This is a genomic window from Algoriphagus resistens, assembly GCF_001442615.1.
GTDB lineage: Bacteria > Bacteroidota > Bacteroidia > Cytophagales > Cyclobacteriaceae > Algoriphagus > Algoriphagus resistens.
In genome coordinates this window covers 287,671-300,175 of sequence record NZ_LMXN01000005.1, presented here as the reverse complement: position 1 = coordinate 300,175, position 12,505 = coordinate 287,671, and the positions used below count along the sequence as shown (strand labels likewise).

General features: G+C 36.7%; 12 protein-coding genes. 3 read left to right on the top strand and 9 right to left on the bottom strand.

Features of this window, described 5'->3' with window-relative positions; translation table 11 throughout:
* Window positions 1-9 precede the first annotated feature (9 nt).
* From AS141_RS11845 to AS141_RS11825, 4 genes are all read right to left on the bottom strand, one after another.
* Window positions 10-888, bottom strand: a complete 879-nt coding sequence (locus tag AS141_RS11845; protein WP_057937868.1) for a winged helix-turn-helix domain-containing protein — start codon at window positions 886-888, stop codon at window positions 10-12.
* Window positions 889-1,237: 349 nt separating this feature from the next.
* Window positions 1,238-1,984, bottom strand: coding sequence for a hypothetical protein (locus AS141_RS11840; RefSeq protein ID WP_057937867.1), 747 nt, complete (start codon window positions 1,982-1,984; stop codon window positions 1,238-1,240).
* A gap of 750 nt (window positions 1,985-2,734) precedes the next feature.
* The gene (locus tag AS141_RS11830; protein WP_057937865.1) at window positions 2,735-3,907 is read right to left on the bottom strand and encodes a hypothetical protein; all 1,173 of its coding nucleotides are present in this window, start codon (window positions 3,905-3,907) and stop codon (window positions 2,735-2,737) included.
* A 128-nt stretch (window positions 3,908-4,035) separates the two neighbouring features.
* Window positions 4,036-5,142, bottom strand: a complete 1,107-nt coding sequence (locus AS141_RS11825) for a hypothetical protein (RefSeq protein ID WP_157243446.1) — start codon at window positions 5,140-5,142, stop codon at window positions 4,036-4,038.
* Window positions 5,143-5,393: 251 nt separating this feature from the next.
* Here AS141_RS11825 and AS141_RS11820 point away from each other — a divergent pair, with 251 nt between their 5' ends.
* Window positions 5,394-5,573 carry a hypothetical protein gene (locus tag AS141_RS11820; RefSeq protein ID WP_232424883.1) on the top strand — a complete coding sequence of 60 codons (180 nt, stop codon included), beginning with the start codon at window positions 5,394-5,396 and terminating at the stop codon, window positions 5,571-5,573.
* Between the two features lie 252 nt (window positions 5,574-5,825).
* Here AS141_RS11820 and AS141_RS27400 read toward each other — a convergent pair whose 3' ends face one another.
* Window positions 5,826-5,999, bottom strand: a complete 174-nt coding sequence (locus tag AS141_RS27400) for an immunity protein Imm33 domain-containing protein (RefSeq protein WP_082632280.1) — start codon at window positions 5,997-5,999, stop codon at window positions 5,826-5,828.
* Window positions 6,000-6,128: 129 nt separating this feature from the next.
* On the opposite strand from AS141_RS27400, the gene AS141_RS11815 reads away from it, so the two are divergent.
* A complete protein-coding gene (locus AS141_RS11815) occupies window positions 6,129-6,992 on the top strand; it encodes an IS1595 family transposase (RefSeq protein ID WP_232424887.1) in 864 nt (287 codons plus the stop codon).
* 289 nt (window positions 6,993-7,281) lie between these two features.
* On the opposite strand, the gene AS141_RS11810 is transcribed toward AS141_RS11815, so the two are convergent.
* The 3 genes from AS141_RS11810 to AS141_RS11800 form a co-directional block, all read right to left on the bottom strand.
* Window positions 7,282-8,109 carry a hypothetical protein gene (locus AS141_RS11810; RefSeq protein ID WP_057937863.1) on the bottom strand — a complete coding sequence of 276 codons (828 nt, stop codon included), beginning with the start codon at window positions 8,107-8,109 and terminating at the stop codon, window positions 7,282-7,284.
* Between the two features lie 141 nt (window positions 8,110-8,250).
* A complete protein-coding gene (locus AS141_RS11805) occupies window positions 8,251-9,105 on the bottom strand; it encodes a DUF2971 domain-containing protein (protein ID WP_057937862.1) in 855 nt (284 codons plus the stop codon).
* Window positions 9,106-9,253: 148 nt separating this feature from the next.
* Window positions 9,254-9,793, bottom strand: a complete 540-nt coding sequence (locus tag AS141_RS11800) for an abortive infection system antitoxin AbiGi family protein (protein WP_057937861.1) — start codon at window positions 9,791-9,793, stop codon at window positions 9,254-9,256.
* 140 nt (window positions 9,794-9,933) lie between these two features.
* Between AS141_RS11800 and AS141_RS11795 the strand changes: the two genes are divergently transcribed.
* Window positions 9,934-11,184 (top strand): IS4 family transposase, encoded by a 1,251-nt coding sequence (locus tag AS141_RS11795; RefSeq protein WP_057937860.1) that lies wholly within the window; start codon window positions 9,934-9,936, stop codon window positions 11,182-11,184.
* On the opposite strand, the gene AS141_RS11790 is transcribed toward AS141_RS11795, so the two are convergent.
* Complete coding sequence (locus AS141_RS11790; RefSeq protein WP_057937859.1) at window positions 11,181-11,453, bottom strand: abortive infection system antitoxin AbiGi family protein; 273 nt, start codon at window positions 11,451-11,453, stop codon at window positions 11,181-11,183. The genes AS141_RS11795 and AS141_RS11790 overlap by 4 nt on opposite strands.
* Between the last annotated feature and the right edge of the window lie 1,052 nt (window positions 11,454-12,505).

The window sequence follows — 12,505 nt, the reverse complement described above, 5'->3', positions numbered from 1 at the left end:
TAATCAGAGCTATTTGGAGCTTTCAACCTCCATTTTATAACCCACGCCCTGCACGTTGATGATTACAATACTAGTGTCAGATTTTAATTTATCCCGGAGTTTTGAAATGTATGTATCCAGATTCTTACCTACTAAAACATTATCATTTCCACAAAGTTTTATATTGAGATCTTCACATGTGACCACTTGATTTAGATTTGTCGCAAAGCTGAGCAGTAAGTCAGACTCCTCTCTGGTAATCGAGGTCTTCTCACCATTTGTAAGTAAAAAACATTGATCTGCATCCAGTAGAGTGCTTCCTATCTGAATAAAACAGGGTTTGTTTCCTCCAAATAGCTGCAGTGGAATACTCTTGATAAACATAAAAGCCATTAAAATTGTAACTCCAGCGAGCAATCCAAAACAAGCAAATTTTAAAGTTGATAAAAAAGTAATGGTTCTTAGTGACTGAATATCTATATAATACAAGTTAATTGGTAATTCAAGACCAGCGAAGAGAATAATTTCATGAGCTGCTTCATCCCTGATTTCATAGCTATAGCTATAGGCCACCTCACCATCTCCACATTGAATAACCTTTATCCTATAGTTTCTGAGAAGATCAAGTTTCTCAAAATTGCATATAATCGGGGGTATTGATACATCTGGTTTGAATGAAAGTGGCTTTTGAAAAGAAAGATTGTATTTGGACTCACCCAATTTCCGAATTGGCAAAATCGAAAAAACGCTGTCTTGATACGAAAGCAGTAATTCATTCCAGGAATCACGAAATGCTATTTTTGCTTTTGTGGTGAGATCCTCATAATTCATTATCGGCTCCTGTTGCACCCAACTAGAAAAGATAAGAAGAATCAAAAGAGTAAGGGGGAAAAAGAATCTTTTGCTCATAATTTTTATAATGAATTGATAATTGGGTAAGTTTCCACACCTGAAGCAGTTCTCTTATATATATATATTTACTATTCGGAATCGCCAAATTTGTTTTTACTGGAAATACACAAAAACCATTTCTCACTTAGTGATTAGTTATTAAAGCCGGAAAACAATAACCATATTATTTTAAACTACCAACATTAGCTACTGCAAATCCCAAAAGAAAAAGTTTACAGAATTTCATAAATCAGGATCCGGAATCGATCATTTCTCAAGCAATCTATAATTTTGTTAGAGCAACTTAGAGGGATCACAGAGCTAATCCTGATCGTAAACTCTTAGGCCATAAGTCAACAATGTAACCTCAATCATTAAATGTTATGTATCTTGTTAAATCAGTTTTTTGATTTGTAGTTACGTCAAGATGCTCAATACGCCTAACAGCATGAAATGAACAGGCTCCCCTATCTCCATTAATATAAATACCTCCTACAAGAAATAGGTGTTTACAGTGGTATTCTGATTTAGAAATCAGAAGGTCTATTTGTCTTTCAATCGCTTCATATACTACTTCTGTAGCTTCAACGAATTTATCAGCAGCAGCATCAATCCTTTCCTTTTCACAAAACAAAATTTGTTCAAGAATGTTGAATTGATAATCTAAGGATGACACCTCTCCCGATTTAATCATGTTGGAACTGAGGTTTCTCAACGCTATCTCAAGTCCCCCACAGCAAGAAGAATAATCGTGTTGATGTGTCCTTTTAATCCCACCTGTTGTCCCATCTTTACTCACTCCAATATGAGGTGCATAAAAAATTAATACTGCTCCCTCTTCAGAAACATGGTTATCAACTTTTTTCATCCCTGTTAATCCTAAAAATGGAAATCCATCTAATCCTCCTAAATGAAATGGCCCAATCATTTCGTAAGCTTTCGGCGGATAATGGATTAAATTCACATCATTATTACAAATACTATCCACCATAACGACTTGACTGGGCTTCAATTGATATTGTTCTTCAATTAGATTGAGTATATTGTTTAAGGAATCTTTTAAGAAAACTGCATTGTTGTAATATTTTCTGACCTTATTAAGATATTCTCTCATATTATTTATTATTTCCGTTTTGCTCAGGATACCTGTAATTGCATTATGGTAGCTTCCTCTTTTTTCTATTGTATATTTAGTCTTAGAAGGCTTTATTCAGGTATTAAAATATAACTGAATTTGTAGGTTTATCGGATTTTTTCCAAATTTTCTTAATTGCATTATTTTCAGTTTATAGTTAATGTATTTAAGTTAACGGAACACAGAACTGAAAAAGGTTGGTTCAATAAAATTGACTTAGAAAAAAGTGAGCGAACTATTTCTAGGCTAATAAACCGCATTTAGCATTAAGGAGTTAATCTTATTCCCATCGATGATGGTATCGGTTTCTACCCTGTTCCCGGAGTTAGAGGATCGAGTCTGGAAGGCTCAGGAGATCAATAATCGATTATTAATGGGGCATGAATTTGCGCATTTGAAATCCCAAAAGACAGAACCAAGCCATTGTCAGAAAAGTATGTATAAAAAAACGAGTATGTACAAAAGCATCAGTAAGTTAAGTTACTGATCTATACTTATCACGATTGTGAAAGATGCCTAAACAACCTAGCCAAACGCTCCAAATCCTGCTCGAAATGGTTCGACTTCTGTATCGCCAGCTCCAGAATACAAGCATTAACTCGGATTATTTAAAGCTTAGAGTTCTGAATCCAGCTTCAAAACCCTTTCAAAATCTTCCATAAATTGGTTCGATATAACTATGGCTTTGCCAGCAATATTTTTGTTGGGCGCTGGCGTTGTCAATATTTTTTATTCTGGTTTTAAATGCATACCTCTTGAATTCAAGATTTTAATTATCTGACTCACTTTACTTATTGAAATGTCTAATTCCGCAGCAATTGTTTTACGAATGTCCAATGGCCAAACCTCATTGGGCAACAATTTACTTACGGCTAAGATGATTGATTCATCAAATACTTGAGGATGTGCCACCGGCTTTACCGAGATATTTTCAAAATATTTCGATGTCTTTAGTCTTGTCTTGATGCTCTTCTTATAAGCCTTAAGTATTTCAGTTTCGCCCCAAACTTCAACCATGTAACGAGCTCCCTTCGATATTATGTGTAGGCCTAAATCTTCCAAGTAAAAGACATCATCTCCGACCCAGAAATGGTATTCAGGTTCGAGAAAGTTTACTTTGTCATTAATTTTTGAGTCGAATTCAATCCTAAGTCGCTCACCTTTAAACTGTCGATAAATTTTCAGTATTTTATTAGCATCAATTAATGCTTTGATTTTTTCTGAAACCTGATATGCATAAGCGTAAACATCATTGAATAGATTTATCAATAGACTTTCATCAATTTGCAAATATGTCTTTTTGAAATTATGTTCTTTTTGAAATTGTTTATCAACTTTCCCCAAACGATGTACCAATATATGTCGGACCTGATGGTAATATTTCATTTTCCCAAGTCCGGGACCTAAGCTACTAATATCTAGACGTAGCTGTTGCTTATAATACTTAACTACATCCTCATATCCGGCGCTGGAAAGAGGGCGAGTTTCTTTATGTAGCATCGCATTTCTAAGTTGTCTAATCGATGAGAGTTGTAAAACCTGCGAATAATTCAATTCGATCTTCTTATTATTACTTTCAAAAGGCTTCTCAGTTTGCTTAAAAACGTCACGGACACTTTGTATTAAAAATATTTCTAAAGCAGATACAATTCTTATGTAAATTAACTCTCTACTTAAAAATGAAATATTCTGTTCAAAACTTCTAGCAATGAACTCTTGTGTAGTCGGTGGAAAAGTTAAAAGAGTACTTATTCGTGTCTTTTCTGTTTTTATTGCTTCATGTTCCCAAAAAACTGATGATGCCAGTTCTGTCAAGTAAGGATTTGTTACAATTAAAAAGCTAGAAAGTGATTTTAATTCTAATTCAAAAAATTTAAAAGAACGTAGTTGTTTATCGGTCATATTGTTTAGTTATCTTTTTGACAATGAGAATGTTTCGTTTAGGAACGCTGGTAGGTAGGGCCCAAAGGATAGTATAGCTGCAGTGCAGGGTCTCATGGAGCATGGACACCTATATTTTTTTGGGCGAATTATTCCTCTTCGTTAAAAGCATTATTTCCTAGGAAAGAATTATTTATTTTCTTTCCCTCCCTAGAAAGATTTCTAATAAGTCTTATGTTTTTACCTGAATATGGATAAAAACCTAGTCGTTTCCAGTATATCTCATTGTTAATAAATTTAACCTGAGTACACATAAAATCTTCATCATTAATTGGACAGATTGCATTTGGATTATGAAATAACGTAACTCCATATCTGTAATTATCAAATCCAGTTTTACCAATATTTATACTGAATTGCCTTGGTTCTATTTCGTTTTCAGCATAACATGCACCAGTGTAAATAATACCCAATGTATCATCAACTCCAAATCCATTTTGATATCCCATCCTACTAAATTTTCCTAAAGTAGCAGTATTTGTAAACAAAACTCCAGAAATATACTTTGACATCTCCAGATTAAAATACGCATCAATCTCTATCACTTCACCATTATGGTTTCGTTTAAAATTTTTGCCTTTCAAAAATCGAGTTAGTATTTCACCATTTGCAAGTTTTTCTTTGGATATATCGATTCCATACAAGTAGCTTACCATAGTATAAACATTCATATTAAATGATTCAGCACTATGATATGGTTGAATAGCTATAATTAGGGGTTTATTCTTAACCCATTCTAGTTTATGATATTCTTTGTTTAGCTTGGAAAATAATGCACTTCCTATTCGTGTTTTGAAATCTATCCTATCTTCTCTTTCTAAAGTATTTAAATAAATTTGTTTAGTTCTTTTTCCCGATTCATTTGATGTCACAGATTCCACAACTATTTCTCGGCCGTTTTTTAATAGACTAAAATCGGGTCGATTTTCATTACATGGCTCAACTACAAATTCTTGATCTTTAAAGAATTCATAACAGTATAATTCCCAAAGTCTTGCTTCAAAATTCAATGTTTGAAATTGTTTGACAAAGTCTTCATCAAATCCACTCCAAGAATTATATATCCTATTAATTTCTCCTTTAGCTGATAGCATTCCTGGCAATCCTTTCAAAGAAATAAATCGCTCATCGAAACTAGAACAGTCAGATAATAATTCGAAAACATCCATATTAAAATTCTTACGTATTACTTCCAACTCCTGCGGTTATGAAGTTCCCGCTACCCTATTGCATCTATATCCCCATTCCCCAAAGGCCTTCAGGTCACTGCTGTGACCAAATTAACAATTTCGTCGATACCATCAAGTGGGCTTTGAATATTTTTATTGGAAATCGAAAGCCCAGCTGCAGGGAAAAAACATTTTTGACTATGCACCAGAAGCCAATGGAGCAAAGGACTACGAAATGCTAGTCGAGGAAATGATCACCAAACTAAACTGAAACTGATATGGCTACGAAGCTAAACAACCCGAGCAAGGGAAATAAAAACCTAGGTATCAAGCAAAGAGGCTTAGGGATGCTGATCAAATCAGATCCTGAAACGCAGCAAAAAGAAAAAGTATCTAGCAAAGAATTCGACACTGAGGATGTGAAAATCTATTCCCTTTGGATTCCGACTGAGGCATGATCGTTAAACTGAAAAATGAGATTGGAGGGGAAACTAAGGCTTCTATGAGGGAAATGATTCTGACTGCGATTGCGGAGCATTATGGGATTTAGACTAACGCCTTGCTATAATGAGCGAGGATTAGAAAGCACCAACTCTCGTCTCACAAAAATAGCCACGCCTTGATTGAAAACTTGTAGCGTACTTTTCAACCTACATAAATTTCCTATCTCACAAACGCCCCATTCATTTATAGCATATATTGTGAGTAGATTATTCAACTACTTCGAATTTATTGGTTCCTACTATTCGTTCCAGCTCTGTACCAGCTGGCATCTCCAGGCATGGGATGATTGCCGGGTCATAATTGGCTATTGTGTTCGTGGCGTAATCTGCAGAATTGTTTGGGTTGTCTAGATATTCTTGCGTTTCAGTTCCCGAGAATATGCGCTATCCATTATCTAGTTCTCTGTATCAAATCCGTTTTTTACAAATCGATTTATAGAGGTATCCGTTTAAATTCATATATTTATCTATTCAAAAACGGAACAAATGGACATTTTTAAATGACAGAACATTGTAGAGTTCACTGGACACTTCCAAAGCGACCTGGACTGCAAGAACTATCTGAGTGAGGTGAAGTGGTCATCGGGTTATACCTGTAGAAAATGTGGCCATCACGGCAGCCAGGTACGCAGGGATTATTCAAGAACGTGCAATAAGTGCAGTGATACGGAATCACCGGGTGCTGATACGCTGTTCCACAAAGTGAAGTTTGGACTGTTGAAGGCCTTTCATATCTGTTTTGAGATGGCCACTACGACTAAAGGGCTCTCCGCGCTGCAGGTGGGCAGAAGGTACGGGATACGTCCTGATACCGCCCGGGTATTCATGCACAAAGTGCGGGAGGCGATGAAATCCAGCGGTACCCATCCGATGGAGGGCGACGTTCATGTGGATGAATTCGTGGTCGGGGGAAAAGAGTCAGAAAGGCCCGGCAGGAGCTATGGGGGCAAGAAAAAGAAAGTGGTCTGTGCCATTGAACTTACCAAAGAGGGCAAGGTAAAGCGGTTTTATAGCCTTCAGATCAAGGATTTCTCCGCAAAAAGCCTTCGTCCCATCTTTGAACGCCATATTTCAGCAGAAGCTAAAGTGACCACGGATGAATGGAAGGGGTATCGCCCCATCGCCAAGGATTTTCAGATCACCCAGATCCCCAGTGAGTTCGGACTGAACTTTAAGGCGATACATACGGCGATACACCAGGTGAAATCCTGGATAAGGACAACGTTTTCCTGGGTGAGCAAACGCCATATAGAACGCTACCTGAATGAATACTCCTATCGGACCAACAGGTCACAATCAAAACAGACGATCTTTCATAACCTGGTCAAGAGAATGGTGAATGCCGACAAAATATACGTGGAAAATCTAATATGAAACTAAGCGGATACCTCTATCGATTTATATATTCCGTTCGAGTAAGATTCGGTCGACTTTCCTTTAATTTCCGAAGTCTCTTTTCACTCCTTTTATTTTGAATATTTCCGAAAATCAGGAGGAGAATTATGATTGTTCCAATTATGATTACCGTTTTGCTCATATTTCGTACAAAGCCAAGCTAAAATCCATAGGCTTGAACTTTGTTAATTGCTTTAAAACTATCTAATCTCAACTCCCTTTGTAAGTGGCTCATAAACCTATGGATTTTTAGCACTTGTCATCAGTTTTAACTATTAATGTCTTTCGCTTGGATACAATCATAATAAACTTGTCCTTGACCATTAGACTTTTGCCTAAGAAGTAAAATTGGCAATGAGTTATATATAGTAAAATTCCGAAAGACTTCCTCATATTTGAGTATTGAACATAAATCATAAACCCAAATAAAAGGTTGTATGACCCCAATTTTAAAGGAATCATTTATCTGAATTTTATGATACCTTTTATCAATATATTTGTTCCCAATGCGATGAGAAAGGATTTTGGTAAGTCCTATTTCATCTTCTATCTTTTCGTGATCCAGGTTAACATTCAAAATATCCACCAAAATACCTCCCTTAAGAACTTCGTCAAAAATCAGTAAATCACTATCCTTACTTTTATTTCCGAGATGTGGTTCATGTTTATATTCAAGTTGTAAAAGCTTGAAATTATTATTGTTTTCAAGAATATAATTCGTGCTCAATAGTTCTCCCACCTTATCGAGATATTTCTCACCGTTTACTCGAAAGAGTCCATCCAGATAATTCTTTACTTGACTTATTGATAATTTGTTTTGGATCAGTATGTTATTGAGTCTTTCGACATTATCATTAAGCTGGCCTAACAATGAGCGGGAAATTTCTTGCTCCCTATCATTTTCAATTTCAGTGTTAATTATCCTAACGAATAGGTCATAAAAAGTGGTCGTATATTTATCAGGACACACTTTCAGAAGCTCAGAATTTCTAGTCACTAATTGCTCATTGATCTCTTTTTCAGCGTGGGTATCCAGATAAATTTCAGAAAGAGCTGGGAAATGCACTTTCAGATACGATGACCATTGAATTTCCATAGTTACTGACGGTAAATTTTATGAGTTGTGGTAGATTGATTGGTAGTATCATATCAAATCCCTACGCTGTTTGAGCGGGCTACAATCTTTGATATTTAACACTTGCCTTGTCATTACATATACAAAATGAAAGCAATACTTTTATATATCAGATTTTAATATTGTCGCATCAACATTGTATCTGTCACCCACTTTTCTAACCAAAGTATCAAACCATTCTGTTGAATCTGGATGTATATAAATTTCATTAAAAAGCTCATTTAAGTCAATGGATTCTTGATAAAAGCGTTTCTGTGATTTAATTATATTATCAATATAATCTTGATTTATCAAATTTGTGTTAGAGATTCCAAATTCAAAATAAATAACTACTCTAAATTCATTTTCAAATGAGAAACTTTTCCTTTTAAAGAAGGATGGAATAGGCATAACTTGAACGCCGTGTTGTTTATTGTGTTCAAAATACTTCCTGATATCTAGTTCTTCAAAATCTACATACTCTATATTTCCATATACAAGAGAACTTTTTGAATTTCGAAGGCTTTTTATAAGGTTGCCAACAGTTGTTTTAATTGCAACTCCCTCATTAGATTTAACATAAGACTTCCACATCCCATAGTTTTCATAATTATTAATGTGCCAGGAAGATGCAAAGTTACCTAGACGAACTGAAATGTCAATCAGTTGAGAAAGTAATGAGTTTTCAATCCTTGTTAAGAAGTCATCTGATAAGAATCTTTCGTAATCAGATGGCGAATATGAACCCTCAAATTTGTCATAAAAGTCATCTAATCGTGTGAAGTGTAATTGTTTTGTTTCTAAAAGCGCAATAAACTTGCTAAAATCCAGATACCGCCATATAATAGTATCGCTATCAAATCGTGATATAGTTTCAACTTTTTCACCAAACACATCAAAATCTGTTGGTTGAATTGATGATGTAAACCAATCATTTTCAACCTTACTGGTATGAAGTTTAAATATCTTTTTAGCCATCTCTTTTATGGTTTACAACGTTCAAAGTTTGGCGTTGCGGGGGGGGGCAGGGAACGTCTGCCCAACCACCACAAAAAGCCAAATTGAAAAACTAAAGATAAGAATTTGTTCGTCTGCCCCTATAAAAACTTATGTTAGCCGCTGTTTTTTATACGTCTTTCTCAATTTGTTCATAAGTTAAAATTCTGCTTGCAAGTTTGTCAACCGTTTCATAAGAAAATCTACTTTTTGCTTGCCGTAAGTGAGCTATTAATGGGTTAATATCAGTTTCTTTTTCAACTACCAAATACTTTATGTCATCTGGCTGAAAATGAAGTCGTATATGGCTTACTTTTTTGTTGAAACTTGATTTCTGTTGAGCAGTTCTAATTTTATCAATTGGTATAAAGGATAAAATGTCGTCTGTAATTGCTGGAACATATCTCCATTCCCTTTCATTTGCAAATACATAATTTGGTTTTGTTTTCTTTCCTGGTCTAATTAGGTCTCCTTGATAGTTTTTTATGTAGCGTAAAGTATTAATTGTGTTATTGTATGCTGTTTCAAATTTTCCTGTTGTGTCATTCGCCTTTGTCAAAAGCGTGAAAATATCCTCAACTCCACTCATAAAGTTTCCTGTGAAAAGACTTTCTTTACTTGCATACATAACAGGATTAAGTCCATTTCTTATTGCCCATGACTTTGTCAATCCAATATACTGGCATCCGAGTAAAAAACAGGCTTAAAATGACATTCTTGGAATAGTACAAAACAGGAAAAGCGGAACCACCGATTAGGTAAATCCCGCCTTTTGGTGCAAGTTGAGGTTACGACACATCAACTATCCCAATGCAAACTACAAAACTATCCGGTCATCCGATAATCAGCCAGCTACTTTCTTTCGTACCCCGGGAGATAGTCGATAAAGCTGCAGAAACCTTTCAGTCGGACCGCTACTACAAGACAATGGATACCTGGAAACAGCTTGTCTTCATGCTTTACGGAGTGGTTTCCAAAGCGCAGTCGCTGAACAGCCTCTGCAAATGCCTGTTGTTTTTGGGACAGAAGCTAAGCTATTTGGGCATCTATAAGCTTCCTGCAAGCAGCACCCTTTCGGATGCCAACCGTAAGCGTCCCAATGAAGTGCATGGGTATATTTATTACTTATTATTGGCCCATTACAGAGCGGAGATTTCAGACAGTTACCTCAGTCTACCCATCAACGGGGAAGTTTCCCCAGACCGGGTTAAACTGATGGACTCCAGCACCGTGACCCTGTGGACGGATGTATTCAAAGGGACGGGAAGGAATCCTATGAACGGGAAGAAAAAAGGGGGACTCAAAGTCCATGCGGTACTCCCCCTGGACAATATGGTGCCCGAACTGATCTGGCTGACCCCTGCCAGTAGCAACGATAAAGATTTCCTCGGACAGCTGAAACCACAACGAGGAGAGATTTATGTCTTTGACAAGGGGTATGTAAATTATGGGGTTTATAAAAAATGGACTGAGAGTGGTTCCTTTTTCGTCACATGTTTAAATGAAAACGCCACCTATGAAGTGGTGAGTGAAATCCGTGCGGACATCCATGACTTCCTGGCCGGGGGTACCATCCTGGACCAGTTGGTGGAGCTAAAGACCAATGAAGGGCCACTGAAGGCCAGATTGATCACCTATAAAGCTCCATTGACAGGCAAGGTGTTCCGCTTTCTGAGCAACCTGTTTGACTTCCAGTCCCATACTATAGTGCTCCTTTATAAAAACCGCTGGGAGATCGAGCCGTTCTATAAAAAAATAAAGCAGAACTTCGAGTTGGGCTATTTTTTCTCGGACAGCAGGGAGGGGATCAAAACGCAGGTATGGATGGTATTGATCGCCAATCTGATATTCAGTGTGATCCATAAGCGGATCAAAGAAGCAGAGCAGTTTACTACGTTGGTATCCATGGCCCGGGCCAACCTGATATCGTATGTGTGCTTCCAGACCATACTAAAAACAAACTGTCTGGCAGCAGAAGAACGAAATCTGGAAATAGTGCAATTGGATATATTTGGAATTGAGCAGGGGGGTGTTTTGAGAAAAAAGGAAAAATCACCCTAGAAAGCCAGAAAACCCACTATTTTAGGATATGAAAAACTTACCCGGATGACAGTAAATCCAATACCAAATTTTCCGTAAGTGCCGATATTATTTTTAAGCTCAGAAAGTCTCAAGTCACTGAAGGAAACCATTGGAACAGCAAATTCCTTTGTGTTATTTCCACCAATGATTCTTTCTCTGGCATAGGAAGCTTTAAATGTTTCATTTAGTATTGTATAAAGGCTCTTTTTCTTAGTAAAGTGAAATAGTATTTGTGGATAAAGTGCCATAGTTCTTTGTCGAAGTTTAGGTTGTCTGTAAAATATCCGCTAACATTTGTTGTTAAAGAACTCCCGCAACCTTATTGCATCAATATCGCGATTATCCGCAGGGTTCCGGAACTCTACTGTGACCAAATTAAGAATTTCGTCGATCCCATCAAGCGAGCATTGAATATTTTTATTGAAAATCAAAAGGCCAGCTCTAGGCACATAGCATATTTGACTATGTGCCGGATTCAAACGGAGCAAAGGATTATGAAATGCTAGACGAAGAAATTACCACCAATAACTAAATCTATCGACTTAGAGAATTTGTATAAAAGAGGTGGGCTTCGCCTATTTTTGATCTTATTTCTAAAAAACACAAGTAAATGTATTAACTTGCTGTAAATTAATCAGTTACATCACTTAAAAATAATTTTGCCTTATTAGGTGACCTAAAGAAAAATACAACGGATAAAATATTGTATATCAGTACATTACACGCATAGGTTCGAATCCTGCCACCCCGACAAAACCTGTTTCAAGGGATTTTAAAAGCCTGTAAATCTACTGATTTACAGGCTTTTCTGTTTTTAGACTTTAGTTCATATCAACAAATATCAAAAAAAATGTGTCTTATTCGAGGTCTTAATTTAGTCCTTAAACTCTGGCATAGAAAGTAATCCTTTGCCCTCGCGTTTCTCCTACATTCGTCGGTACATAATCGGAACATGTCAGTCAGCGCACAACCCCGCACATTAGCGATATCAATGGCATCTTCCAGCGGAAAATCGGGCAGGACAAAATCCATGGCAGACTTCCGAAACAAAGTAGGGGAATCCACCTCCTTCTCGAGTTGCCTTTTTTGTAGGAAGTTGACCTACCATAGCAGTTTCTTACCAAGGCCGATAAACCCAAAGCCACTGCACTGATCAGAATTAAGAGCTTTTCAGGAGCGACATGTGTCCGATCTATAAAATCCTACAGTCCAGGAAGGGCGCGGACTTCCAACATCCGCTCATAGTTTACCTTCTCCATCTGCCCCGCAGGAAGCCATTGATATAAGTGAAATTCTGAAG

Bases quoted from the DNA above. Each gene is read 5' to 3' on its own strand.
- AS141_RS11805 (WP_057937862.1), bottom strand. From the start codon at position 9,105: ATGGCTAAAAAGATATTTAAACTTCATACCAGTAAGGTTGAAAATGAT.
- AS141_RS11820 (WP_232424883.1), top strand. From the start codon at position 5,394: ATGGCTACGAAGCTAAACAACCCGAGCAAGGGAAATAAAAACCTAGGT.
- AS141_RS11795 (WP_057937860.1), top strand. From the start codon at position 9,934: ATGCAAACTACAAAACTATCCGGTCATCCGATAATCAGCCAGCTACTT.
- AS141_RS11845 (WP_057937868.1), bottom strand. From the start codon at position 888: ATGAGCAAAAGATTCTTTTTCCCCCTTACTCTTTTGATTCTTCTTATC.
- AS141_RS11840 (WP_057937867.1), bottom strand. From the start codon at position 1,984: ATGAGAGAATATCTTAATAAGGTCAGAAAATATTACAACAATGCAGTT.
- AS141_RS11810 (WP_057937863.1), bottom strand. From the start codon at position 8,109: ATGGAAATTCAATGGTCATCGTATCTGAAAGTGCATTTCCCAGCTCTT.
- AS141_RS11790 (WP_057937859.1), bottom strand. From the start codon at position 11,453: ATGGCACTTTATCCACAAATACTATTTCACTTTACTAAGAAAAAGAGC.
- AS141_RS11830 (WP_057937865.1), bottom strand. From the start codon at position 3,907: ATGACCGATAAACAACTACGTTCTTTTAAATTTTTTGAATTAGAATTA.